Source organism: Micromonospora sp. NPDC049801 (assembly GCF_040656575.1).
Lineage (GTDB): Bacteria > Actinomycetota > Actinomycetes > Mycobacteriales > Micromonosporaceae > Micromonospora.
Window position 1 is genome coordinate 194,892 of sequence record NZ_JBFAMS010000003.1, and the last position, 24,993, is coordinate 219,884.

The window sequence follows — 24,993 nt, forward strand, 5'->3', positions numbered from 1 at the left end:
GGCGCTTCGTTCGCGCCAGGTCCGGTGATCAGACCTGGGTGAACCGCCACTGCTGGTTGGCGGCGCTGTGACAGCCCCACTGCAGCAGGCGGGCCCCGTCAGCGGTCGAGGCGCCGTTGACGTCCAGGCAGAGCCCGCTCAGCGCGCTCTTGACCGTGTAGACCCCGGTGGTGCCGGTCGCCGTCACGGTGAACTTCTGTTGGTTGGAGTTGTTGCAGGTGGTGTGTTGCAGGAAGGCGCCCTGTGCGGTCGAGCCGCCGACGACGTCGAGGCACTTACCGCTGTGCACCGCCTTGAGGTAGACGGCGCCGCCGCCGGCGTCCACCGCCTGCCACTTCTGGTTGTTGCCCCCGGTGGCCGCCCACTGCACGACCTGGGCGCCGTCGGCGGTGGAGACCCCGCTGACGTCCATCAGCTTGCCGCTGTGCTGGGCCGTGAGGGTCCAGGTCTTCCCGGCCACGCCACCGGTACCCGGGTCGCTGCCGCCGGGCACCCCCACGCCGTTGCCGCCGAAGGTGAAGGCGTCGAGGTCGAACCAGTTGGACGAGCTGCCCTTGAACACCATGTAGAGGGTGTGCGTCCCGGACAGGGCCGCGACGCTCGTCGCCGCCGTGGACTGGTAGTTGTCCCAGCCGCCGGTGCTGGGCACCGACGTCGTGGCCAGCAGGGTGCCGGTCGGCGAGTCGGCCCGCAGCTCGATGCTTCCGCCGCCGCTGGGCGAGGAGAGCCGGTAGCTGACGGTGCTGATGTTCGACAGGCTCATCGGGTTGAACGCTACCCAGTCGTTGTTGGAGATGTCACCGACGCGCTTACCGCTCTCCGCGGCGCTCTGGTCGACGACCCGGATGCCCGACTGGCTGCTGAAATACTCGGCCTGCTTGTGCTTCGGCTGCAGGATCGCCTGCGCGTAGCCGGTCAGCGGCGAGCCGCCACCCGAGCCGCCGTTGTCGGTGTAGCGGGCGTTGAGCACGTAGTACAGGTTCGCGCCCTCGGGGTGCCCACCGAGCAGGTCGGTGGAGATGGTCCCCGAACAGCCCGGGTACTCGGTGGTCTCGTGGGCGTGGTCGTCGTGGCCGAGGGCCGGGTTGACGAACACCTTGGTGCAGTCGATGGCCGCGCCGCCGGGGTCGGAGACACTGACCGTGTACGAGACCTTGTCGCCGAAGTTCAGCATGCCGCCGTTGGGGGGCACGTTGATGGTGACCACCGGGGCGGTGTTGCCGACCGTGATCTGTACGTTGGCGAAGCCGGTCTTGCCGGTGTTGTCGGTGACCTTCAGTTGTGCGGTGTAGTCGCCGTTGGTCGTGTAGGTGTGTGTCGGGTTGGCTGCCGTGGACGTACCACCGTCACCGAAGGTCCACTGGTAGCTGAGGGTGTTGCCAGGGTCCGGGTCGTTGGTGCCGGCGCTGCTGAACTGGACGGTCAGCGGGGCGCTGCCGCTGGTCGGCGTGCCGACGGCCTTCGCGATCGGTGACCGGCCGCCCTGGATGTAGTCGATCCGGTAGAGCCCGGAGTCGTTGTTGCCGCCGCCGAAGTTCGAGCCCCACTCCAGCAGGTACAGCGAACCGTCGGGGCCGAACTCCATGTCCATGGGCTTGTTGAAGTTGCCGCCGGGCAGGAACGGGTTGGTCCGGGTGACCGCCGTCGAGGAGTCGAAGTGGACCTCCTTGACGTAGTTGCGGGCCCACTCGTAGAAGAAGTGCACGCCGTCGTAGTACGGCGGGAACTTCGTCGCCGACGGGTTGTTCGCGTTGTACCGGTACACCGGGCCGCCCATCGGGGCCGACCCGCCGGAGCCCAGCTCGGGGAAGGTCGTCGAGGCCGGGTAGCCGTACCAGATGTTCGGCGAGACGACCGGCTTGAGGTTGACCAGGCCGGTGTTGTTGGGCGAGTTGTTGACCGGCGCGCTGCAGTTGAACTTCGCCCCGACCACACCGGTGTCCGGGTTGAACGGCGCGTACGGCTGGTTGTTGCCGTGGCAGAACGGCCAGCCGTAGTTGCCGGCCGTCTTGATCACGTTCAGCTCGACGAGACCCTCCGGGCCGCGGTTGGTCGTCGGCGGGTTGCGGTCCGGCCCGTAGTCGGCCAGGTAGACCCAGCCGGTGACCGGGTCGATCGAGAAGCGGAACGGGTTGCGGAAGCCCATGGCGTACACCTCGGGCTTGGTCTGCGCCGTGCCCTGGGGGTAGAGGTTGCCCGTCGGGATGGTGTACCCGCCGCTGGCCGAGGGCTTGATGCGCAGCAGCTTGCCGCGCAGGTCGTTGGTGTTACCGGCGGAGCGGGCGGCGTCCAGGTTGGACTTGCCCGAGCGCCAGTCCAGCGGGGCGTACCCCTGCCAGTTGGGGTCGAGGTTGGGCGGCGTGTCGTCGCCGGTGCCGATGTAGAGGTTGCCGTCCGGGCCGAAGTCGATGTAGCCGCCGGTGTGTCCGGGCTCCGCGAAGGTCCGGTCCCGGTACGCGGGGATGTCGATGATCCGGGCCTCGGTGGACAGGTTGAGCGTGTCACCGGAGAGCGTGTAGCGGGACACCCGGTTGACGTCGGTCGAGCTGCTCGCTGGTGAGTGGTACAGGTAGACGTATCCGTTGCTGGCGAACGCGGGGTCTATCGCGACGCCGGTGAGGCCGTCCTCACCGCCGGTGTAGACGCTCAGCGTGGCGGCGGTGACGGTGCTGTTCGTGCTCGGCTTGAAGATCTTGACCTGGCCACCCCGCTGGACGTACAGGACGCGACCGTCCGGCAGCACGGACAGCGCCATCGGGTCCGCGGTGTTGTCGTCGAGCGTGCGCTTCTCGAAGTTGCCCCAGACGGTGCCGCCGCAGTCGCCGGGCAGGTTGCCGGCGGCCCACTTGATGCCGCCCAGGACGTGGTTGCGGAAGTAGGTCTCGCTGTAGGAGTCGATGGCGTGGCCCATCGCGGTGGCCCACACCCGTCCGCCACCGGTGTTGCGGCACCACGAGATCGGGTGGTCCGGGCCCATCGCCCGCGAGCCCGGGTTGTACGTGCGCTCGTCGGCGGTCACCAGGACGTGCACGTTGCCGCGCGGGTTGGAGTCGAAGTTGTACCACTCCTCGCTGCGGCTCCAGCGGTCCGGCAGGCCGACCGTCGAGGGGTGCTGCTTGTCGGCGACGATGGCGGTGCCGGCGAGGACTCCGGGGGAGTGCTCGGGCATGTGGGCGCCGCCGTTCATCATCTGGTCCCACCACGGGTACTCAGACTCGATGCCCATGTCGGTGGCGTTGTGCACGCCCACGATGCCCTTGCCACTGGCGAGGTAGCCCTCGATGGCTTGGCGCTGGGAGGCCGAGGTCCAGACCATGCCGGAGGTCTGGAGCATGATGACGACGTCGAAGGTGGCGAGGTTGGCGGCCGTGAAGACGCTCGCGTCCTCGGTCGCCACCACCTCGAAGTTGTTCGCGGCGGCCTGCTGCTGGATCATCGAGATCCCGGCCGGGATCGAGTCGTGCCGGTAGCCGGCGGTCTTGGTGAACAACAGGGCGCGGAACGCCGGGGCGGCCGACGCTGGCGGGGCCAGGCCGAGGGCCACCAACAGGCCGACGATCAATCCAATGATCATTGTGGGGCGACGCATGCCGTCTCCTAGGTTTGGGCGGGCAACTGGCGATTGCGAGCACGGGCCGACAGCGCGTCAGGTCGTGCCTGGGCGCGCGAGAGCCACGGGTGTGCTGGTCGCGGTCGTCGTGCCGTACGCCGAGACGGCAGTCAGCCCCGCTGGATGTCACACAGCGTGATGTGGGCTGTGATCTCGTCCATGGTCTGCGAGGTCAGGATGAATCATCCATTGAGGACTGTCAATATAACGTCGAGCGTCTGATGTTACCCCCGGGTAGGGGTAGTCGGGCCTGACCGGTCCATGCCCGCACTCGTGCCGATCGAGTGCTGGGCCTGGCTGTCGCCGCAGATCGAGGATTGCGGACCCGCATCCAAACATCTATCTTCATACGTGTGATGTTTCCTCGATGTCAAGGAAATGTTTGCACCATAAAAACGCAAGTTCTTCAGCAAGCTGCGAAAGTGCGTCACTCAGCGCGTCGAACGGCCTACCGGCGGCTGTGCTGACCTCGTCGATGACTACTATCTGTAAGGGCTATCGGGATGTCAGATCCACCACCGGCACCGCTGCTGGCCCTGCGGGGCATCGGCAAGTCGTTCCTCGGTGTACGCGTCCTCGAGGGCGTCGACCTCGACGTCGCGCCGGGCGAGGTGCACGCCGTCGTCGGTGAGAACGGCGCCGGCAAGTCGACGCTCATGAAGATCGTCTCGGGCGGGTACGCCCCGGACGAGGGCACCGTCGAGTTCGCCGGCCAACCGCGCGCGTTCCACGGCCCCCGTGATGCCCAGCGCGCCGGCGTCGGCATCATCCACCAGGAATTCAACCTGCTGCCCGAGCGCACCGTCGCGGAGAACGTCTACCTGGGCCACGAACCGGTCCGGCGTGGGTTGGTCGACCGCCGCGCGATGCTCGACCGCACCCGCGAGCTGCTCACCTCGATCGGCGAGACCGCCCTGCCGGCCGACGCCCGGGTCGGGCGGCTCGGCGTCGCCCAGCAGCAGGTCGTCGAGATCGCCAAGGCGCTCGCCCTGGACGCGCGACTGCTCATCATGGACGAGCCGACGGCGGCGCTGGCCGACCAGGAGGTCGAACTGCTCTACGGGCTGGTACGCCGCCTCCAGGAGCGCGGGATCGGTCTGCTGTACGTGTCGCACCGGCTCACCGAGGTCTTCGACCTGTCCAGCCGGATCACCGTGCTCAAGGACGGTCGCCGGGTGACCACGGTGGACACCGCGAGCACGACCGCCGACGAGCTGGTCCGGCACATGGTCGGCCGCGAGCTGTCCAGCTACTACCCCGAGCGGGCCGGTCCCGACGACCGTGGGCCGGTACGGCTCACCGTCCGCGACGGGGGTAACCGCAAGCTGCGGGGAGTGGACCTCGAGCTGCGCGCCGGCGAGGTGCTCGGCGTCGGCGGCCTACAGGGCTCCGGACGATCCGCGCTCGCTCGGGCGCTCTTCGGCGTGGCGCCGTTCACGACCGGCGCCGTCGAATTGGACGGCGAACCGGTGCGGCTGCGCTCGCCGCGCGCCGCCATGCGGGCCGGCATCGCGTACGTCACCGAGGACCGCAAGGGCGAGGGCATCGTGGCACGGCAATCGGTGCTCGACAACGCGCTGCTGGCCAGCCGGGCCGCCTTCGCGACACGGTCCGGTCGCGCCGCCCGCACGGCACGGGTACGCGAGCTGCTCGCCGCCGTGGAGGTCCGCTCGGCCGGCGACGACCAGGAGATCCGCTTCCTCTCCGGCGGCAACCAGCAGAAGGTCGTGCTGGCCCGCTGGCTGGCGCTGAGCCCGCGCATCCTGATCTTCGACGAGCCGACCCGGGGCATCGACGTGGGGGCGAAGTCCGCCATCCACGACCTCGTCCGCCGCCTCGCCAGCGACGGCGCGGCGGTGCTGATGATCTCGTCGGAGCTGCCGGAGCTGCTCGGTATGAGCGACCGGATCGTCGTCCTGCGCGACGGTCGGATCGCGGGCGAGCTGCCCGCCGGCGCGACCGAGGAGGACGTCGTCGCCCTGGCCGTCGGCACCACCACCGTCCGGGAGGCTGTCTCATGACCGCCCTGTCGCTGCGTCCCGCCCGCCGTGCCGTGCCGGGCGTGTACGTGGCCCTTGCCCTCACCCTCGTGGTCGGCTGGCTGATCGTCATGCTCGACGGTGGTCAGCTCTTCAACCAGTCGACGACGGTGAGCCTGCTGCACGTCGCCGCCGGCCTCGGCCTCGTCGCCGTCGGGCAGACCCTGGTCATCCTCGGTGGGTCGCTCGACCTCTCCGTGGCGTTCGTGATCAGCCTCAGCACCCTGGTGGCGGCCGAGGCGATGAACGGCAGCGACGGCGCCCTGCTTCCGGCGATCGGGCTGGCGCTCGCGGTCAGCGCCGGCGTCGGACTGCTCAACGGGCTGCTCGTCACCAAGCTGCGGATCAACGCGTTCATCGCGACCCTCGGCGTCGGACTGCTGCTCAAGGGCTACCTCGACAACGGCTACGACGGCCCGGCCGGCGAGAGCGCGCCCGCTCTCGTCCGGACGCTCGGCTACCAGCGGGTCGGCCCGGTGCCGGTGTCCTTCCTGCTGCTGCTCGCGGTGACCGCGGCGGCCTGGTTCGTCCTCTCGCGTACCCGGTTCGGCCACCACCTGGTGGCCGTCGGGGGTGATCCGGAGGTCGCCCGGCTCTCCGGCGTCCGCAACGACCGGGTCCTCGTCACGGCCCACGTGCTGTGTTCCCTCTGTGCCGGGCTGGCCGGCGTCTACCTGGCCAGCCGGCTCGGCTCCGGCGCCCCGCGGGTGGGCACCGAGGGGCTCTACGACCTGGAGTCCATCGCCGCGGTGGTCCTCGGTGGCACCGCCCTCGCGGGCGGGCGCGGGGGCGTCCTCGGCACGATCGGCGGCGTGCTGCTGCTCGCCAGCATCGACGCGGTCTTCAACCAGCTCGAGGTCGACGCGTTCTTCAAGCAGGTGATCCGTGGCGTGATCATCATCGCCGCGGTCGCCGTCTACGCCCGACGGGCCATGCGAAAGGCGGGGTCCTGACCATGCGGGTCGCCGAGCGCCGTCCGCTCACCCTCCGGATCCGCCTCGACGGGATCGCGCCGATCGCCGCGCTCCTGGCGGTGCTGCTGATCATCATCGCGTTCGTGCAACCCGACTTCCTCGCCCCCGGGTCGCTGATGTCGTTCCTGGGTCGCTCCGCGCCGATCATCCTGCTCGCCGCCGGTCAGTACTTCGTGATCGTCAGCGGGGAGTTCGACCTCTCGGTGGGCTCCCTGGTCACGGCGCAGGTCGTCGTGGCTGCCCGCCTCATCGACAGCGACCCGTCGCGCACCTGGCCGGTGGTCGCGTTGCTGCTCGTCGGTGGCGCGTTCGTCGGGCTGGTCAACGGTCTGGTCACCACGGTGCTGCGGGTGCCCTCCTTCATCACCACCCTGGGCATGTTCCTGATCCTCGTCGGCGCCGTCTACCTGTGGTCCGACGGCGCACCGAAGGGCGGCCTCTCCGAGGAGTTCCGTCGGTTCGGTCGACGGGCCATCGAGGACGTGCCGCTGCTCGGCCGGATCCCGTACGCGCTGCTCGTGCTGGTGGTCGTCGCCGCGATCGCCGTGGTGCTGACCCGCTCGGACTTCGGCCGCACGCTCGTCGCCGTCGGGGACAATCCGCGCACCGCCGAGTTGAGCGGCGTACGCGTCGGTCTCACCAAGACGATCGCGTTCGTGCTGAGCGGTGTCGCGGCGGCGGTCGCGGCGATCCTGCTCGGCGGGTACAGCGGTGTGTCGTTCCAGGCCGGAGTCGGCCTGGAGTTCGCCGCGATCACCGCCGTCGTGCTCGGCGGGGTCGCCCTCGGCGGCGGTCGCGGCTCGGTCGTCGGGGCGATGCTCGGCGCACTGACCCTCGAGACGCTCTTCGCGCTGATGAACTTCACCGGCGTCTCCGGTGCCCTCAGATCGACCGTCCAAGGCTTGATCATCCTGCTCGCCGTGGCGGTCTCGGCTTCGCGTTCCTCCTCCTCAAGATAAAGGTGATTCGATGAGACGATCCATGACCGCCCTGGCTGCGGCCGGTGTGCTGACGCTGGCCGCCGCCGGATGCGCCACCGACGAGCCGACCGCGTCCCCGTCCGGCAGCGCGTCCGCCGCCGCGGGGTCCGGCACCGGGGAGCAGTCCAAGTTCTTCGTGCAGGCCGACTACGACAACGAGCTGGCCCTGCTCGACGCCGCCCCTACGGGCCCGGCGGACAAGCCGTGGGAGCAGGTGCTCAACCCGAAGATGGTGGACACCGCCAAGTTCAAGAAGGCCGGTCCGCACAAGATCTGCTTCTCGAACGCGGCGCTGAACAACCCGTGGCGGCAGGTCGGCTTCAAGACCATGCAGGCCGAGGTCGAGGCGCAGAAGTCCCGCATCAGCGAGTTCGTGCACGTCGACGCCGAGGGCAAGGACCAGAAGCAGATCGCCGACATCAACGATCTGCTCGGCAAGAGCTGCGACGCGCTCATCGTGTCGCCGAACACCACCGCCACACTCACCCCGGCCGTCGAGGCCGCCTGCAAGGCCGGCCTGCCGGTGGTCGTCTTCGACCGGGGCGTCAACACGACCTGCCCGGTGACGTTCATCAACCCGGTGGGTGGCTACGGCTTCGGCCACGTCGGCGCGGAGTTCGTCAGCCAGAAGATGAAGCCCGGCGGCAAGCTGCTGGCGCTGCGCATCCTGCCCGGGGTCGACGTGTTGGAGACCCGCTGGTCGGCCGCGAAGATCGCGCTGGACAAGGCGAAGGTCGACGTCGTGGGCGTGGAGTTCACCGACGGCGACCCCGCCAAGACCAAGAAGATCGTGAACGACTACATCCAGCGGTACGGCACGATCGACGGGGTCTGGATGGACGCCGGAGCGGTCGCCGTGGCGGCGGTCGAGGCGTTCCAGGACGCCGGCAAGCCCGTACCGCCGATTAACGGCGAGGACCAGCTCGACTTCCTGAAGCTCTGGAAGGACAAGCAGCTCACCGCCATCGCGCCGACCTACCCGACGTACCAGTGGCGGACGCCGATCGTCGCCGCGCTGGACATCCTGGACGGCAAGCAGGTGTCCAGCCCGTGGAAGCTGCCGCAGCCCACGATCACCCAGGACAACCTGGACCAGTACCTCGACGCGAGCATGCCGCCGCTGCACTACGCGATGTGCGGCTGCCGTGACCTGCCCGGCTACCCCCAGCGCTGGAAGTAGGTTGCGGTGTACGCCATTGGCGTCAACCCCTGGGTGTGGGCCTCGCCGGTCGACGACGAGGCCCTCGCCCGGTTGATCCCGCGGATCGCCTCGTTCGGGTTCGACGCGGTCGAACTGCCGATCGAGCAGCCCGGCGACTGGGATCCCGTCCGCACGCGGGACCTGCTGGCCGAGCACGGCCTCGCCGCGGCCGGGGTCTGCGCGGTCACCCCGCCCGGGCGGGACCTGGTGGACGCCCCGCCGGCCGTCGTCGAGTCGACCGTCGCGTACCTCATGGGGTGTGTGGCGAGCGCGGCGGCGGTCGGCGCGCCCTGCGTCGGCGGTCCGGTGTACGCGGCCGTCGGGCGTACCTGGCGGATGTCGGCGGCGGCCCGCGCGGCCTGCTACGCCGACTTCCGGCGGGCGCTCGCGCCGGTCGCCAACCGGGCCGGCGAGTGTGGCGTGAGCATCGGTGTCGAGGCGCTGAACCGCTACGAGACGAGCGTGCTCAACACCGTCGAGCAGACGATCGAGGCGATCGACGGCCTGCCGTCGAGCGTCGGCATCATGATCGATACGTACCACATGAACATCGAGGAGGCAGACCCCTACGCGGCCCTCGCGCTGGCCGGTCCGCACATCAAGCACGTCCAGGTCAGCGGCACCGATCGGGGCGCTCCCGGCGCGGACCACTTCGACTGGCCGCGCTTCTTCTCCGTCCTGCGGGGCACCGGCTACCGGGGCGCGGTCTGCATCGAGTCGTTCACGTCCGACAACGCCACCATCGCCACCGCGGCGTCGATCTGGCGGCCCCTGGCCCCCACCCAGGACCGCCTCGCCGTCGACGGCCTGCACCACCTCCGCAAGGTCGTCGCCTGACCGGGCGTCGGCACGCCCATGTTGTTAGCGCTAACCCCACCACCCCACCTCTACCCCCCCAGGAGACCGTCCAGTGTCCGTCTCATCCATCGCCGTGGCGCGCCGGCTCCTCGCCGGCGCCGCCACGGCGGCACTGACCGCAATGGTCGCCGTCACCGCCTCGGCCACACCGGCCGCCGCGGCGACCACCACCCTCTACGCGTCCCCGTCCGGCGGCGGGAGCACCTGCTCCGCCAGCCAGCCGTGCTCGCTGGCCGGCGCGCAGGCCGCCGTCCGGACGCTCAACAGCTCCATGTCCGGCGACATCGTCGTCGAACTGGCCGACGGCGTGTACCGGCTCACCTCGCCGCTGCGGCTGACCGCCGCCGACTCCGGCACCAACGGCTACCAGGTGATCTGGCGGGCGGCCGCCTCGGCCCACCCGACGATCAGCGGCGCGCGGGCGGTCACCGGCTGGTCGCTTGTCGACTCCGCGAAGAACATCTGGCGAGCCAGCGTCCCCACCGGGCTGGACAGCCGCCAGCTCTACGTCAACGGCGCCATCGCCACCCGGGCGCGTACCGCCGTCAACCGCGCCGACTTCACCTTCACCACGACCGGCATGCGGTTCAGCAACAGCGCGTTGAGCTACCTGAACAACGTCGGTAACCAGAGCCGGGTCGAGGTGGAGAGCGTCGGCTCGTTCACCGACCGGTACTCGCCCGTGCAGAGCATCAGCGGGAACTTCCTGACGATGCAGCAGCCGGCCTGGAACAACAACACGTTCGGCTTCGACACCCTGTCCCGTCCGCACCGGGCCGGCCCGTTCTACCTGGCCAACGCGTACGAGTTCCTCGACTCGGCGGGGGAGTGGTATCTCAACCCGGGCAGCGGGCAGCTCAACTACATCCCGCTCGCCGGGCAGAACATGAACAGCGTCACCGTGGAGCTGCCGCAGCTCCAGTCGCTGGTCAACGTGGGCGGCACGTACGACGCGCCCGCGCACCACATCTCGTTCAGCGGCATCACCTTCACCGGTACGAGCTGGCTCGGCCCGAGCAGCAGCAACGGCTTCGCCGACCAGCAGACCGGCGCGCACATCGTCGGCACCTGGGCCCGCCCGTCCGACGCGTTGACCTCCTGCCAGGAGGGCTGCCCGCTGTTCGAGGCCACCCGGCCGAGCTGGGCCCAGATGCCCGCCGCCGTGCAGGTGTCGGCCGCCAACACCATCTCCTTCAGCGACTCCCAGTTCGTCAACCTGGGTCAGACGGCCATCGGCATCGGCAACGACGCCAACGCCCACGCGAGCGGTGTCGGCCTGGGTACCAGCAACATCACGGTCACCCGTTCCGAGATCGCCCGCAACTCGGCCGGCGGCATCGTGGTCGGCGGCGTGCGCGCCGACGCCCACCACCCCGGCGACCAGCGGATGGTCAACCGGAACGTCACCATCAGCAACAACCGGGTGCACGACCTGGGCGTGGAGTACCGGGGCGTGGTGTCGATCCTGACCACCTACGTCAGCACCTCGTTGGTCTCGCAGAACGAGGTCTACAACATGCCGTACACCGGGCTGTCCGTCGGCTACGGCTGGGGCGCCAACGACGCCGGTGGCAGCCAGCACTACGCCAACCGGGGCCTCTACAACTACCAGCCGCGCTACTCCACGGCCACGACCGCGTCGAACAACCAGGTCATCGGCAACTACGTGCACGACGTGATGCAGCAGATGACCGACGGCGGGTGCATCTACACGCTCTCGGCGAACCCGGGCGGGACCATCAACCAGAACTACTGCCTGCGAACCAACGGCTGGTTCGGGCTCTACTTCGACGAGGGCTCGCGCTACTACACCGCCCGCAACAACGTGTTCTCCTCCACCGGCACCTGGGCCACCGCGAACTACTACTACGCGGAGAACATGGGCAACTTCACCGTCACCAACAACTGGTCGACCAACGGCAGCACCAACGTGACGAACGGCGACCGGGGCAACGTGGTCAACAGCAACGTCACGGTCTCCAACGGAAACTGGCCGTCGGGCGCGCAGTCCGTGATCGCGGCGGCCGGCGTCCAGGGCGGCGGCAGCACCAACCCGCAGAGTGGGCAGATCGTGGGCGTCCAGTCGGGTCGCTGCGCCGAGATCGGCGGATCCGTCACCACCAACGGCACGCAGGCCCAGCTCTGGGACTGCATTAGCGGAGCCACCAACCAGCGGTGGACGGTGACCGCAAGCCGGCAGCTCATGGTGTACGGCAACAAGTGCCTGGACGCCTCCGGTGCCGGCACCGCCAACGGCACCAAGGTGGTGATCTGGGACTGCAACGGCCAGGCCAACCAGCAGTGGAACGTCAACGCCAACGGCACGATCACCGGCGTGCAGTCGGGCCTCTGCCTGGACGCGAACGGCGCCGCAACGGCGAACGGCACGAAGCTCATCCTCTGGTCGTGCAACGGCGGCACCAACCAGCAGTGGCAGTTGCGTAGCTGAGGCGGGCTCGCCCCGACCGGCCGTACCCCGGCCGTCTGCGGCGGGAATGGGCCCCGTCGGTCATCCGTGACCGACGGGGCCTGCGCCTGCCCTGGTGGGTCCGCTCGCCGACACGTCGAGACATGGAAGTAGTTGAATTCGACGAAACGGCTCCGTAATATGACCGGCGTCTGCTGTTAACGCTAACAGTGGTCGCGCACACGACGGTGCCCGCCTCATCCGGGTTGCCGTCCCCCGTGGATGGCACTACCGAAAGGACGCTCCCGAATGAAGCGAATCCGAGCCCGTCACTGGGGGCGGGCAGCGGCGGCCGGGCTCCTCGTGGCCGCCGCCCTCGTGGGCCTGCGGGCACCCGGGGCCCAGGCGCTGGAGAACGGCGTCGCCCGGACACCCCCGATGGGGTGGAACAGCTGGAACTCCTTCGGTTGCAACATCAACGAAGGGCTGATCCGGCAGACCGCCGACGCGATGGTCAGCAACGGAATGCGCGATCTGGGCTACCAGTACGTCGTGGTCGACGACTGCTGGTTCAACCCGAACCGCGACAGCTCCGGCAACCTCCAGGGCGACCCGACCCGCTTCCCGAGCGGGATGAAGGCGCTCGGCGACTACCTGCACGCCCGGGGGCTGAAGTTCGGTCTCTACCAGGTGCCCGTCGACAAGACCTGCGCGCAGTACTTCAACAGCTACCCCGGCGCGACCGGCAGCCAGGGCCACGAGGCGCAGGACGCTCGGCAGTTCGCCGCCTGGGGCGTCGACTTCCTCAAGTACGACTGGTGCTCCCCGAACGGCAGCATCAACGACCAGGTCACCACGTTCGCCAAGATGCGCGACGCGCTGGCCGCGACCGGCCGGCCGATCGTCTACAGCATCAACTCCAACAGCATCCACGCCAAGACCGGCCCGCAGCGCAACTGGGGCGACGTGGCGAACATGTGGCGCACCACCGAGGACATCACCAACGCGTGGGACACCGGGCAGACCAACGGCTACCCGATGGGCATCCAGAACATCATCAACGTGACCGTCCCGCTGGCCTCGTACGCGCGCCCGGGTGGATTCAACGACCCGGACATGATGGAGGTCGGCCGGGGCGGCATGAACGACACCGAGATGCGCAGCCACTTCGCGATGTGGGCGATGATGGCGTCGCCGCTGATCGCCGGCAACGACGTCCGCAACATGAACGCCGCGACGCAGACGATCCTCAAGAACGCGAACCTGATCGGCATCAACCAGGACGCCCTGGGCTTGCAGGCCGGCCAGGTGTCGTTCGACGGCACCCGTCGCGTGCTGGCCAAGCGGCTGGCCAACGGTGACGTCGCGGTCGCGCTGTTCAACCAGAGCGGTTCGACGACGACGATCTCCACGACGGCCGCCGCCGTCGGCAAGTCCGGCAGCTCCTTCAACCTGGTGGACGCCTGGAGCAACACCACCAGCACGAGCACCGGCTCCATCTCCGCCAGCGTTCCGGCGCACGGCACGGTGGTGTACCGGGTCAGTGGCGGCGACACCAGCACCCCGCCGCCGACCACGCCGCCGCCGACCACCACGCCGCCGCCGACCACCTCCTTCGCGCTGTCGAGCGTTGCCTCCGGCCGCTGCCTGGACGTCCCGCAGAGCAACACCACCAACGGCACCCAGCCGGTGATCTGGGACTGCAACGGGGCCGCCAACCAGCGGTGGACGGCCAACGGGCAGACCCTCCAGGCGCTCGGCAAGTGTCTGGACGCGCCCACCAACGCCAGCGCCGGCAGCAAGGTCCAGATCTGGGACTGCAACGGCGGCGCCAACCAGCGGTGGACGTTCAACTCGAACGGCACGATCAGCGGAGCGTCGTCGGGCCTCTGTCTCGACGTCAACAACAACGCGACGGCCAACGGCACCACGGTGCTCCTGTGGACCTGCACCGGGGCCTCCAACCAACGCTGGACCCGGCGCTAGCCACACCGCGCTGACAGCTCGACAGGTCCGGACCGGGGCGGCACGGCCCCGGCCCGGACCTGTCGTCGTCCGGCCCCGCCGCGCCGGGCGCGGGCGCGTGCCGGTACGGGCCCGCCCGCGGAGGGGGTGCCCGGATCAGGAGGCGGGAGGCGCGAGGGACCGGCGTCGGCGCAGCGGCATCGCGACGAGCGACCGCTCGGCGGCCCCGCCATCCAGGAGCAGTTCGACCGCGCGCCTCCCCATCTGCTCGTGCGGTAGCGCGGTGGTTGCGAGGCTGGGACGTAGCCAGGCGGCGATCGGATCGTCGTCGAACGAGATCACCGAGATGTCGTCCGGGACGGTCAGGCCCGCCTCGCCGAGTGCCTGGTAGGCGCCGAACGCCAGCCGGTCGTTCATGCAGATGATGGCGCTTGGCCGTTGGGTTCGGTTCAGCAGGGCGCGCGTGGCGGCGTAACCGTGCTCGGGCAGCCACTCGGTGCAGAAGGACTCCGCCAGGAGGGTGACGCCCGCGTCGCTCAACGCCTGCTGGATGCCGTGCAGGCGGGCCCGAGCGGCGAGGGAGATCTCCTGGTCGCCCTCCTTGATCCGGTTGCGGCCGATGAGCGCGATGGCGTCGCGGTGACCGTACTCCAGCAGGGCGGTGGCGACCGCGCGACCGGCCCGGTCGTCGTCGGGAAGCACGCAGGGCAGATTGTCCGAGCTGGTGGCGTTGAGCAGCACCACCGGGCCGCCGAGGATGGCGGGGGGCACCGTGAGTCGCCGGGTGGCCATCGCCGCGTAGATCACCCCGTCGACCTGCCGGTCGAGCATGGCCTCGATGGCGTACTGCTCGAAGGTGGCATCGCCCTGCGTCTCGGTGATGAGCAGCACGTGGTCGCGTTCCCGGGCCGCGTCGAGCGCGCCGCGGATGAGGCCGCCGGCGAAGCGGGTGGTGGCGACGATGTCGGAGACGAACGCGATGGTCGCCGTCTTGCGGGTACGCAGGCTGCGTGCCGCCAGGTTGGGCCGGTAGCCCAGCTCCTCGGCGGCGGCGAACACGCGCTGGTGTGCCTCGGCCGAGAGCCGGGTGCCCTCCCTGCCGTTCAGCACCATCGACGCGGCGGTCTTGGACAGCCCGGCCCGCCGTGCGACGTCGGCCAGGGTTGCTCTGTTGCGGCCCATCTGTCCTCCGAATCAGGCGCGGCGCCACGGGCTCCCGCTCCCGCCCATCATGATGCGTCGGCGCACGGAGCCCGGCCCCGGTCGGGTCGGGCGTGGTGTGAACCCGATGTTTCCGGACCGTTGCCAGGTTGTCCTTGACAGCCTCCGGTGTCACGCGCATGCTCTGCTAAATCAGTTTAGCGGCCACTTTTGGCGCGTCGGTAGACGCCGTCGGTCGCTTGCTGAGTCGGTACGCGAGCGCGGCGGCGCGAGATGGTCACGGCGTACGTGTCGTGGCCGCTCGCCCGTCGCGAAGGTCCCGGTGGAGCCGTCGCGCGGCCGTGGGTCGTGGGACGCGCGGAGGAAACATAGGAGTCATGACATGGCACAAACGCTGACGACATTCCCGCGACGCGGCGCGCTGGTCCTCGGACCGCTGCTGGTGCTGGGGCTCGCCGCCACGGCGTGCAGCGCGCCCGGAGCCGACCGGTCGTCGACCGCCGGGCCCGACGCCGCCGTCAAGACGGACCTGGGCACCGGGCCGGTCACCCTCCAGATGTACGCGGAGACCGGCTTCCCGCTGGCCAAGGCGCTGGCCGACGAGTTCTCCAAGCAGCACCCGAACGTCACTTTCAATATCCGCGAGGACCAGTTCACGGTCATCGTGGAGAACGCCCCCCGCGTGATGGCCTCGGACAACGCGCCCGACATCATCCGGCTTCCCACGATGGTCGACCTCGTGAAGGACGACCTGCTCAAGAACCTCGACCCGTACGTCACCGCGTACGGCTGGGACAAGTTCCCCGCCTCGCAGCTCGTGCAGTTGCGCGTCGGCGACGAGACGCGGGGCGTGGGATCGCTCTACGGCATGGGGCTCGGCTACAGCGTCACCGGAGTCTTCTACAACAAAAAGCTGGCCGCCCAGGTCGGCATGTCCCAGCCGCCGGCCACGGTCGCGGAGTTCGAGCAGGTGCTGGCGAAGGCGAAGACCAGCGGGGTCCAGCCGATCATGCAGTTCAACAAGAACACCGCGGGCATCAACTTCCCGCACCAGGCGCTGCAGAACCAGTTCGGCGACCCGGCGCAGGTCGCCGACTGGATCTTCCAGAAGCCGGGAGCCACCTTCGACACGCCGGCCGCGCTGAAGGCCACCCAGACCATCCAGAAGTGGGCGCAGGCCGGCTACTTCACCAAGGACGCCAACGCCCTGGACTACGCGGGCATGGTCGGGCAGTTCCAGCAGGGCAACGGTCTGTTCATGTTCAACGGCGACTGGGAGTCGGCGAACCTCGACAAGACGATGGCCGGCAACGTGGGCTTCTTCCTGTTCCCCGGCGAGGCGGCCGGCGCCAAGCACGTGGCGATGTCCGCCCCCAACACCTTCGGGGTCTCCGCCAAGGCCAAGAACCCGGACGCCGCCGCGTTCTTCCTCAACTGGGTCCACACCGACGCCAAGGCGCGGGAGATCGCCGTGACGGTCGGCGGGTCCAGCCCGGGTGGCCCGAGCGACCTTCCGGTGCCGGCCGCCGCCCCGAACACCGTGCTGGCCGAGACCCTCAAGGCGGCGCAGCAGCTCGGGGCCGAGAACGGCGCGGTCGACTTCACCGCGAACGCGACCGGTGGCATCTTCGCCGCCGCGATCACGCCCGAGATGCAGAAGCTGGTCGCCGGCCAGCAGACGCCCGAGGGGTACGTCAAGGCGGTCCAGGCCGAGTACGAGAAGGAACTGTCCCGATGACGTCTGCCCTCGGCAGCGCACCACCAGGGCGGGACGGCCGGGCGTCGTCCGTGGGTCGTCCCGCCCGTCCCGCGTCCGCGCGGGCCCACCGACGCCGGTGGGCACGCGCGGCCGGGACCGGCTGGTTGTTCGTCCTGCCCGCCTTCGTGATGTACGCGGTCTTCGTCCTGCGGCCCCTCGCCCTGACCGTCCAGTACTCGCTCTACGACTGGAACGGGATCGGGGTCGCCCGCTGGGCGGGCCTGGACAACTACGTCACGGTCTTCACCGACAGCGACCTACTGAAGATCATCTCCAACGCGATCATCCTGATCGTCTTCTTCAGCCTCATCCCGGTCGCGCTCGGGTTGCTGGTGGCGAGCGTGGTCCGCCGGATCACCACCGGCGCGTTCGGCACCGTGGTCCGGACGATCCTGTTCCTGCCCCAGGTCATTCCCCTGGTGGCGGCCGGCATCGCGTGGAGTTGGCTGCTCTCGACCAACGGTCTGGTCAACCAGGTGCTGCGCGCCGTCGGGCTCGGTGGCGTGGCCCGCGCCTGGCTGGGCGACTTCGACACGGCGCTGCCCGCCGTCGGGGTGATCGGGGCGTGGGTCCTGCTCGGCCTCTGCACGATCCTGCTGGTGACCGGCATGAGCAAGATCGATCCGGCGCTCTACGAGGCCGCCCGGCTGGACGGCGCGGGGCCGGTCCGCGAGTTCCTCGCGGTCACCCTGCCCAGCCTGCGTCAGGAGATCGGGGTCTGCCTCACCGTCACGATCATCGCCGCGTTGGCCAGCTTCGACATCGTCTACATCTCCACCAGCGGCGGACCGGGACTGCAGACCACCGTCCCCGGTCTGGAGATCTACCGGCTGGCCTTCTCGCAGCGTCAGGTGGGGTTGGCCTCGGCGCTCGCGGTCGTACTGATGCTTCTGGTGCTGGCCTTCGTGCTGCCGATCCAGCGACTGACCCGGGGGGAGAAGCCGTGAACCTGAGCCGACGTGAGCAGCTGACCGGTCGGGTCTTCCTGATCGCCCTGATCCTGGTGACCCTGCTGCCGTTCGTCAGCATGCTCTCGGCCGCCCTGCAACCGCGCGGCACCGTGCCCGACGGTCTGGCCTGGCCGTCCGACCCGCAGTGGGGCAACTTCGCCGACGCGTTCACCGCCGCCAACATGGGCGCACTGCTGCGCTCCAGCCTGCTCATCGTGGCGGGCGTCGTACCGGTGTCCGTGCTCATCGCCACCATGGCCGGTTTCGGGCTGGGTCAGTTGCGGGTGCCCGGCGGCCGGCTCGTCTTCGGTCTGCTGCTGCTCGGCCTCACGCTGCCCTTCGAGGCCGTCGTCACCCCGCTCTACTACCAGATGCAGGACCTCGGTCTGCTCAACACCCGGTGGGCCATCATCCTGCCGCTGATCGGCCTCTACATGCCGTTCGCGGTGTTCTGGATGCGCGCCCACTTCACCAACGTGCCGGTCGAGCTGTCCGAGGCCGCCCGGGTGGACGGCAGCAGCACCTGGCAGCTGTTCTGGCGGGTCCAGGTGCCGCTGGCCCGCCCCGCCATCGCGTCGCTGACGATCCTGATGTTCCTCTGGACGTGGAACCAGTTCCTGCTCGCGATCGTGCTGGTCGACGACGCCACCAAACGCACGATGGCCGGAGCGCTCGGCGCGTTCCAGGGCCAGTGGGGCACCGACCTGGTGCTGCTGTGCGCTGGCTCGCTGCTGATCCTCACACCTACCCTCATCGTGTTCCTGATCTTCCAGCGACAGTTCATCAAGGCCCTGATCCAGGGCTCACTGAAGGGATAGGCAGTGGCCACGCAGCCGCAGATCCACGGCGACGTCGACGAGCGCTACGGGCGCGTCGCCGACGCGTTCCGCGACAACTTCACCCTCCGCGGTGAGGTCGGCGCCGCGGTCACCCTCTACGTGCGGGGTCGCAAGGTCGTCGACCTGTACGGCGGTCTGGCCGACACCCGCACCGGACGCCCCTGGACGGCGCACACGCCGGTCGTCGTCTTCTCCTGCACCAAGGGGGTCCTGGCGATCTGCGCGTACCTGCTCGCCCAGCAGGGGCGCCTCGACCTCGACGCGCCCGTGACGCGCTACTGGCCGGAGTTCGGCCAGCACGGCAAGGCCGACATCCCCGTACGGTGGCTGCTCACCCACCAGTCCGGCCTGCCGGCGCTGGACCGGCCGCTGACCCTCGACGAGGTGCTCGCGTGGGATCCGGTCATCGCGGCGATCGAGGCGCAGACCCCGCTGTGGGAGCCGGGTACGGCGCACAGCTACCACTCGATGACCTACGGGTGGCTCGTCGGCGAGGTCATCCACCGCGTCACCGGTCAGCTCCCCGGCGCGTACTTCCGCGACACCGTCGCCGGCCCGCTGGGACTGCGTACCTGGCTCGGGCTGCCCGCCGCCGAGCGCGACGGCGTCGCCTGGAATCTGGCCCCACCACCGGACGCCGATCCCTTCGTCGACCCGGTCGCCGAACGGGGGATCACCATGGGCGGCGCGTTCGCCTTCCCCGCCGACGCCGACGGTCTGGTCAGCTTCAACGACCCGGACATCCAGGCGGCCGGCATTCCGGGCGCGGGAGCGGTGAGCACCGCGGACGGCCTCGCGCGCCTCTACGCGGCCTGCGTGTCCGACGTGGGCGATGGACCCCTGCTCACCCGGGCCTCGGTCGACGACGCGGTCGTCGTCCGCTCACGGGGCCAGCAACGGCACGGCCCGCCCGACACCGGCCAGCGCTGGGGCACCGGTTTCCTGCTGCACTCCGAGCCGGCCCGGCCGCTGCTGGGGGAGCGCAGCTTCGGCCACGACGGGGCCGGCGGCAACCTCGCCTTCGCCGACGCGTACCACGAGGTGGGGTTCGGCTACGTGGTCAACCAGATGTACGGCGCGGGCGACGAGCGCGCCAACCGGCTCACCGCCGCGGTCCGCTCCTGCCTCGACGCCTGACGCGGGGTAGGCGCACCCCCATGACGGCGAGCACCCCCGGGGCGCGCGGTGGTCCGCGCGGCCCCGGGGGCGCTCAGGGGGTGAGCTGAGAGGGGACGGGTCAGCTCGCGGTGCAGGTAGGAGTCGCGGACGGACCGGCGCCGGTGCCCTGGAAACCGAACTCCGTGCTGCCGCCCGCACCGATCTGGCCGTTGTAGTCGACGTTGCGGAAGTCCACCGCACCCGAGGAGCCGCTGGCCTGCGCGCTCCACGTGTTGGTGATGGCGGCGCCCGAGGGCAGCGTGATCCGGACCGACCAACCCCGTACGGCCGTCGAGCCGGCGTTGACCTTGACCGTGGCGACGAAGCCACCGTTCCAGGAGTTCAGCGACACCGAGGCGGTGCAGCCGCTACCGGTGGGCGGAGGAGTGGTCGGCGGCGGCGTCGTGGGCGGGGGGGTGGTCGGCGGGGGAGTGGTCGGCGGAGGGGTGGTGGGCGGCGGCGTGGTCGGGGTGCCGGTGCCCGCGTTGAGGGCGTTGAGGACGGAGGTGTACGCCGCCTTCTTGTTGCCCGACCGGTCGAACAGCAGCGGGTTGTCGTTACTGCGCCACGAGTCGCTGTCCCGTACGCCCCACACCGTGATGCCGGTGCAGCGGGCGATGGCCATGCAGGCCCGGGTCACCTGGGCGTAGGCGTTGGCCTGGTTGGAGCCCTGGGCGATGTCCAGCTCGGTGATCTGGACGTCGACGCCGAGGTCGGCGAAGCGCTGCAGGTTGGCCTGGTAGTCACCCGGCACCGAGGTGCCCAGGTGGGACTGGAAGCCGACGCAGTCGATCGGCACGCCGCGGGACTTGAAGTCGCGGACCATGTTGTAGATGCCGGTGGACTTCGCGTTGATGCCGTCGGTGTTGTAGTCGTTGTAGCAGAGCTTGGCGCCCGGGTCGGCGGCGCGGGCGGCCCGGAACGCCACCTCGATCCAGTCGTTGCCGGTGCGCTGCAGGTTCGAGTCGCGTCGACCGCCGCTGCCGCCGTCGGCGAACGCCTCGTTCACCACGTCCCAGGCGTAGATCTTGCCCCGGTAGTGGGTGGCGACCTGGGTGACGTGGTTGATGGCGGCGTTGCGCAGCGCGGTGCCGGACATGCCCTGCGCCCAACCCGGCTGCTGCTGGTACCACAGCAGCGTGTGGCCGCGGACGATCATGCCGTGCGACTGGGCGTGGGCGACGATCTGGTCCCCGCCGCTGTAGTTGAACCGGCCCTGCTGCGGCTCGGTGGCGTCCCACTTCATCTCGTTCTCGGGAGTGAGCTGGTTGAACTCCCGGTTCACGATGCCAGCGAACTGGCTGTCGGACAGCTTGAAGGCCGGTACCGCGGCGCCGTAGTAGCGGCCCTTCTCGGCCGCCGAGGCGCCCAGCGTGGTGCCGGCGTTGGCGGCCGAGGTCACCGCCACCGTCGCGGCGACCGCCGCGAGGGTGGCCGCGAGCGGCACCAGCACCCGACGGCCCCGGAGGAGGGGTCGCGGTGTGCGTTCGTCGGGGATCTTGTCCATGGTCCTGCCTTTCGACAAATGGTGGCGGCGGAGTCGAGGTCGGGCGGCCCGATCGGCGAAGGGCTGCCGGGGGTCGTGCGGGGCGAGATTCGGCGGTGCCCGGGATGGTCCGACGGGTCGACAACGGTGCTGCCTGCGGGGTAAACGTCACAATGGACTGCCGCGTGCGCGGACGCGGGAATGACGTACGCCGGACAGGTGTGGCTCGGACAGCTCACCGGCCGTCGACCGGGTCGTGGGACCCGATGCCCTTCGAGGTGCCGGTGGTTCCGAACGGGAGGGACGTGCCCTCGACTCCTTGGCGGAACATAGCATGTTATCGATAACATGCTCAAGGCGACCGGTGGCCGTGCGGCAGACCCCTCCGTTGACGACGTCGGTCGCCGTCCCGGACCGGACACGGTTAGCGGGTCTTTTGGTCGGACGTATCGTGCCCGAGGTGCGAATAACGATGCCACAACATGCCGGTAAGACCTTGGCAACACGAGTGTGACCATGGCAAGGTAACGCCTGATCATTGCAAACATCTGATCTATCGTGCGGGCGCTACGGGGCGTGGCCCGTGCGTGACTTCCTGGGGAGGTCCGGTTGCGAGCGAGAGCGTCAATCACCGGCGGCGGCGCGTGCCGAGCCGGGCGAGACACAGTGGACGACGGCCGGGCCCGGCGATGAGCGCCGTCGAGGCGACCGACCAGGCCCACGGCGGCGCGCTCAACGACTGGTTGCGCGAGCGGATCTCCCACGCGCTGTCCGAGTTCACCGCCGCGACCGCGCTCGTCGTCCTGTTCGTCGCGCTGAGCTTCGCCAGTCCCTACTTCCTGACGGCCGACAACCTGTTCAACATCGGCGCGCAGACCGCGGTGATCGCCATCATCGCCGCCGCCCAGACGATGGTCATCATCACCAAGGGAATCGACCTGTCGGTCGGCTCGGTCGCCGCGCTCGCCGGCGTGGCCGGCGCGATGGTCGTACGGGACCTGGGCTTTCCGCTCCTCGCGGCCACGGCGGTCGCGATCGGTGTCGGCGCTCTGGCGGGACTGCTGAACGGGTTGCTGGTCACCGTCGCCCGGATACCCCCGTTCATCGCGACGCTGGGAACGATGTCGGTCGGGCGGGGCCTGGTCTTCATCATCACCGGCGCGGTCGGCGTCTACGGGCTGCCCAAGTCGTTCCAGCTGCTCGGCAACGGCGAGATCATCGGCATTCCGTTCGCGGTCGTGATCACCGCCCTGGTCGCTGTCGGGGTTGCCTTCCTGCTCTCGCAGACCCGCTTCGGGCAGTACACCTACGCGATGGGCTCCAACCTGGAGGCCGCCCGCCGCTCGGGCATCGCGGTGGGGCGCTACCTGACCTACGTGTACGTCCTGGCGGGTGTCCTGGTCGGCCTCGGCGGCATGATCGCCGCCTCCCGGGTCAACTCCGGGCAGCCGAACTACGGCATCTCGCTGGAACTCGACGTCATCGCCGCCGCGGTCATCGGCGGCGCCAGCCTGTTCGGCGGGCAGGGCCGGATCGTCGGGACCATCATCGGCGCCTTCCTCATCGCCCTGGTCCGCAACGGCGCCGTCCTGCTCGACATCAGCATCCACTACCAGCAGGTGATCGTCGGCCTGATCATCTGGGCTGCCGTCTACTTCGACCAGTACCGCCGTCGGCGGCTGGAGTCACGGGGCTGATCTGCCGTTCCCGCAGCTCACCAGAGGAAGGACGCACACCATGGCACACACCACCATCCGCCGACGTCCCCGGGGTCACCTCCTGCGCGCGCAGGCCGTCCTCGCCGCCGCCGCGGCGGCGGCGCTGCTCAGCGCCTGCGGCGGAGTCGAGGTCCGCGACGGAGGCGACGGCGCGACCAAGGACGCCTCCGGGCCGCTGAAGCTCGCCGTCGTGCCCAAGGCCGTCGGGGCCGACTACTGGAACACGGTGAAGGCGGGCGCCGAGTGCGCCGCGCAGCGCGCCGGCAACGTCACCGTCCAGTGGGACGGGGTGACCACCGAGACCGACGTCGAGGGTCAGGTCAACCTGATCCAGAACTTCGTCACCAAGAAGGTCGACGGGATCGTCTACGCGGCCACCGACTCCCGCGCGTTGGCACCCGCCACCGACCAGGCGATCGGCGCGAACATCCCGGTCGCGATGATCGACTCGGGCACCAGCCCGCAGCCGTCGAGCGTGCCGCTCTTCGCCACCGACAACAAGGCCTCGGCCGTCGAGGCGGCCAAGCTGCTCGCCACCGAGCTGGGCCCCGGCAACCACGACGTGGCGCTGGTGGAGTTCCAGCCCGGCTCGCAGACCAACACCGAGCGGGTCGACGGCTTCAAGGAGGGCCTCAAGCAGTTCCCCAACCTCAAGCTGGTCGGCCAGCAGCCCAGCCGCAGCGACGTCAACGAGGCGCGGCGGGTCACCGAGAACATCCTCACCGCGAACCCCAACCTCGCCGGCATCTTCGCCGCCAACGAGCCGAGCGTGCTCGGCGCGGCGCAGGCCATCCAGGCGGCGGGCAAGTCCGGCAAGGTGGTCATCATCGGTTGGGACGCCGCCCCGGACGAGATCGCCGGACTGCGCAACGGCCAGATCTCGGCGCTGGTCGTGCAGAATCCCTTCAAGATGGGCTACTTCGGCGTCGACAAGATGGTCAAGCACCTCCGGGACAAGGCGCCGCTGGCGTCGGCGGACACCGGCGTCACCTTCGTCACCAAGAAGAACATCGACTCGCCGGAGATCAAGGCGGTGCTCGAGCCCAGCTGCGCCAACCCCCCGGTGCAGTGATGGCGACGACCTCCGCGCCGACGACCGACAACGACCAGCGGCGGTCTCCCGAGGAGCCGCCGGTGCTCGAAGCCCGGGGGATCGTCAAGCGGTTCGGCCACGTCGAGGCGCTGCGCGGCGCCGACTTCACGGTCCACCGGGGCGAGGTCGTCGCCCTCATCGGTGACAACGGCGCCGGCAAGAGCACGCTGGTCAAGACGCTCTCCGGCGTGCACGCGCCGGACGAGGGCGAGATCCGGGTCGGTGGTCGCCCGGTCCACTTCTCGACTCCGGTGGACGCCCGGCGCGCGGGGGTGGAGACCGTCTACCAGGATCTCGCGGTCGCCGACGACCTCAGCGTCGCCGCCAACCTCTACCTCGGGCGGGAGATCCTGCGGTCCGGGCCGCTCGGTCGGCTGGGGCTGCTCGACAAGCGCGCCATGCGCCAGGGCGCAGCCGTGGCCCTCGACGAGTTGGGCGTACGGATCCCACGGGTCACCACGCCGATCGCGATGCTGTCCGGCGGGCAGCGGCAGTGCGTCGCGGTGGCGCGGGCGATCATCTGGGCGACGAACGTGGTCATCCTCGACGAGCCCACCGCGGCGCTGGGCGTCGTGCAGACCGAGCGGGTGCTCGACGTGGTGCGGCGGGCTCGTGAGGCGGGCATGTCGGTGGTGCTGGTGAGCCACAACATGCCGCAGGTTCTGGAGATCGCCGACCGGGTGGAGGTGCTGCGTCTCGGCCGGCGGGCGGCTCGGCTGCGTGCCGACGAGGTCAGCACCGACGATCTGGTCGCGGCGATGACCGGAAGCAAGAGCGACGAGCGGTGACGGGGGT

Annotated in this window: 17 protein-coding genes; 14 read left to right on the top strand and 3 right to left on the bottom strand. The window is 69.8% G+C overall.

Annotated elements, in window-relative coordinates:
- Positions 1–28: 28 nt before the first annotated feature.
- The gene (locus AB0I89_RS06665) at positions 29–3,589 is read right to left on the bottom strand and encodes a ThuA domain-containing protein (RefSeq protein WP_357121293.1); all 3,561 of its coding nucleotides are present in this window, start codon (positions 3,587–3,589) and stop codon (positions 29–31) included.
- Positions 3,590–4,113: 524 nt separating this feature from the next.
- Between AB0I89_RS06665 and AB0I89_RS06670 the strand changes: the two genes are divergently transcribed.
- From AB0I89_RS06670 to AB0I89_RS06700, 7 genes are all read left to right on the top strand, one after another.
- The gene (locus AB0I89_RS06670) at positions 4,114–5,631 is read left to right on the top strand and encodes a sugar ABC transporter ATP-binding protein (protein WP_357121296.1); all 1,518 of its coding nucleotides are present in this window, start codon (positions 4,114–4,116) and stop codon (positions 5,629–5,631) included.
- The gene (locus tag AB0I89_RS06675) at positions 5,628–6,602 is read left to right on the top strand and encodes an ABC transporter permease (protein ID WP_357121299.1); all 975 of its coding nucleotides are present in this window, start codon (positions 5,628–5,630) and stop codon (positions 6,600–6,602) included. The genes AB0I89_RS06670 and AB0I89_RS06675 overlap by 4 nt, the downstream gene beginning before the upstream one ends.
- Before the next feature lie 2 nt (positions 6,603–6,604).
- Positions 6,605–7,582 (top strand): ABC transporter permease, encoded by a 978-nt coding sequence (locus AB0I89_RS06680; RefSeq protein ID WP_357121302.1) that lies wholly within the window; start codon positions 6,605–6,607, stop codon positions 7,580–7,582.
- Positions 7,583–7,592: 10 nt separating this feature from the next.
- Entirely contained in the window at positions 7,593–8,783 is a 1,191-nt protein-coding gene (locus AB0I89_RS06685; protein ID WP_357121305.1) for a substrate-binding domain-containing protein, read from the top strand.
- A gap of 6 nt (positions 8,784–8,789) precedes the next feature.
- Entirely contained in the window at positions 8,790–9,641 is an 852-nt protein-coding gene (locus AB0I89_RS06690) for a sugar phosphate isomerase/epimerase family protein (RefSeq protein ID WP_357121308.1), read from the top strand.
- Positions 9,642–9,714: 73 nt separating this feature from the next.
- On the top strand, positions 9,715–12,111 hold the full coding sequence (locus AB0I89_RS06695; RefSeq protein ID WP_357121311.1) for an RICIN domain-containing protein: 2,397 nt from the start codon (positions 9,715–9,717) through the stop codon (positions 12,109–12,111).
- A gap of 267 nt (positions 12,112–12,378) precedes the next feature.
- A complete protein-coding gene (locus AB0I89_RS06700) occupies positions 12,379–14,055 on the top strand; it encodes a ricin-type beta-trefoil lectin domain protein (protein WP_357121314.1) in 1,677 nt (558 codons plus the stop codon).
- Between the two features lie 135 nt (positions 14,056–14,190).
- Here the strand turns inward: AB0I89_RS06700 and AB0I89_RS06705 are convergent, their stop codons facing one another.
- On the bottom strand, positions 14,191–15,216 hold the full coding sequence (locus AB0I89_RS06705) for a LacI family DNA-binding transcriptional regulator (RefSeq protein WP_357121317.1): 1,026 nt from the start codon (positions 15,214–15,216) through the stop codon (positions 14,191–14,193).
- A 361-nt stretch (positions 15,217–15,577) separates the two neighbouring features.
- Here AB0I89_RS06705 and AB0I89_RS06710 point away from each other — a divergent pair, with 361 nt between their 5' ends.
- The 4 genes from AB0I89_RS06710 to AB0I89_RS06725 are packed head-to-tail and all read left to right on the top strand — an operon-like array spanning position 15,578 to position 19,880.
- Positions 15,578–16,933 carry an extracellular solute-binding protein gene (locus tag AB0I89_RS06710; protein WP_357121321.1) on the top strand — a complete coding sequence of 452 codons (1,356 nt, stop codon included), beginning with the start codon at positions 15,578–15,580 and terminating at the stop codon, positions 16,931–16,933.
- Positions 16,930–17,901 carry a sugar ABC transporter permease gene (locus AB0I89_RS06715; protein ID WP_357121324.1) on the top strand — a complete coding sequence of 324 codons (972 nt, stop codon included), beginning with the start codon at positions 16,930–16,932 and terminating at the stop codon, positions 17,899–17,901. Before AB0I89_RS06710 ends, AB0I89_RS06715 begins: the two co-directional genes overlap by 4 nt.
- Positions 17,898–18,722 (top strand): carbohydrate ABC transporter permease, encoded by an 825-nt coding sequence (locus tag AB0I89_RS06720; protein WP_355050051.1) that lies wholly within the window; start codon positions 17,898–17,900, stop codon positions 18,720–18,722. Before AB0I89_RS06715 ends, AB0I89_RS06720 begins: the two co-directional genes overlap by 4 nt.
- Before the next feature lie 3 nt (positions 18,723–18,725).
- On the top strand, positions 18,726–19,880 hold the full coding sequence (locus AB0I89_RS06725) for a serine hydrolase domain-containing protein (protein ID WP_357121327.1): 1,155 nt from the start codon (positions 18,726–18,728) through the stop codon (positions 19,878–19,880).
- A 100-nt stretch (positions 19,881–19,980) separates the two neighbouring features.
- Here AB0I89_RS06725 and AB0I89_RS06730 read toward each other — a convergent pair whose 3' ends face one another.
- Positions 19,981–21,408 carry an endo-1,4-beta-xylanase gene (locus tag AB0I89_RS06730; RefSeq protein ID WP_357121330.1) on the bottom strand — a complete coding sequence of 476 codons (1,428 nt, stop codon included), beginning with the start codon at positions 21,406–21,408 and terminating at the stop codon, positions 19,981–19,983.
- 668 nt (positions 21,409–22,076) lie between these two features.
- Between AB0I89_RS06730 and AB0I89_RS06735 the strand changes: the two genes are divergently transcribed.
- From AB0I89_RS06735 to AB0I89_RS06745, 3 genes are read left to right on the top strand one after another with little or no spacing between them, the layout of a single operon-like run.
- Entirely contained in the window at positions 22,077–23,084 is a 1,008-nt protein-coding gene (locus tag AB0I89_RS06735) for an ABC transporter permease (RefSeq protein ID WP_357121332.1), read from the top strand.
- Positions 23,085–23,124: 40 nt separating this feature from the next.
- The gene (locus AB0I89_RS06740) at positions 23,125–24,177 is read left to right on the top strand and encodes an ABC transporter substrate-binding protein (protein ID WP_357121335.1); all 1,053 of its coding nucleotides are present in this window, start codon (positions 23,125–23,127) and stop codon (positions 24,175–24,177) included.
- On the top strand, positions 24,177–24,986 hold the full coding sequence (locus AB0I89_RS06745; RefSeq protein ID WP_357121338.1) for an ATP-binding cassette domain-containing protein: 810 nt from the start codon (positions 24,177–24,179) through the stop codon (positions 24,984–24,986). Before AB0I89_RS06740 ends, AB0I89_RS06745 begins: the two co-directional genes overlap by 1 nt.
- Positions 24,987–24,993: the final 7 nt, after the last annotated feature.

Bases quoted from the DNA above. Each gene is read 5' to 3' on its own strand.
- AB0I89_RS06670 (WP_357121296.1), top strand. From the start codon at position 4,114: ATGTCAGATCCACCACCGGCACCGCTGCTGGCCCTGCGGGGCATCGGC.
- AB0I89_RS06665 (WP_357121293.1), bottom strand. From the start codon at position 3,589: ATGCGTCGCCCCACAATGATCATTGGATTGATCGTCGGCCTGTTGGTG.
- AB0I89_RS06715 (WP_357121324.1), top strand. From the start codon at position 16,930: ATGACGTCTGCCCTCGGCAGCGCACCACCAGGGCGGGACGGCCGGGCG.
- AB0I89_RS06700 (WP_357121314.1), top strand. From the start codon at position 12,379: ATGAAGCGAATCCGAGCCCGTCACTGGGGGCGGGCAGCGGCGGCCGGG.
- AB0I89_RS06675 (WP_357121299.1), top strand. From the start codon at position 5,628: ATGACCGCCCTGTCGCTGCGTCCCGCCCGCCGTGCCGTGCCGGGCGTG.
- AB0I89_RS06685 (WP_357121305.1), top strand. From the start codon at position 7,593: ATGAGACGATCCATGACCGCCCTGGCTGCGGCCGGTGTGCTGACGCTG.
- AB0I89_RS06730 (WP_357121330.1), bottom strand. From the start codon at position 21,408: ATGGACAAGATCCCCGACGAACGCACACCGCGACCCCTCCTCCGGGGC.
- AB0I89_RS06735 (WP_357121332.1), top strand. From the start codon at position 22,077: ATGAGCGCCGTCGAGGCGACCGACCAGGCCCACGGCGGCGCGCTCAAC.
- AB0I89_RS06680 (WP_357121302.1), top strand. From the start codon at position 6,605: ATGCGGGTCGCCGAGCGCCGTCCGCTCACCCTCCGGATCCGCCTCGAC.
- AB0I89_RS06745 (WP_357121338.1), top strand. From the start codon at position 24,177: ATGGCGACGACCTCCGCGCCGACGACCGACAACGACCAGCGGCGGTCT.
- AB0I89_RS06710 (WP_357121321.1), top strand. From the start codon at position 15,578: ATGGCACAAACGCTGACGACATTCCCGCGACGCGGCGCGCTGGTCCTC.
- AB0I89_RS06705 (WP_357121317.1), bottom strand. From the start codon at position 15,216: ATGGGCCGCAACAGAGCAACCCTGGCCGACGTCGCACGGCGGGCCGGG.
- AB0I89_RS06740 (WP_357121335.1), top strand. From the start codon at position 23,125: ATGGCACACACCACCATCCGCCGACGTCCCCGGGGTCACCTCCTGCGC.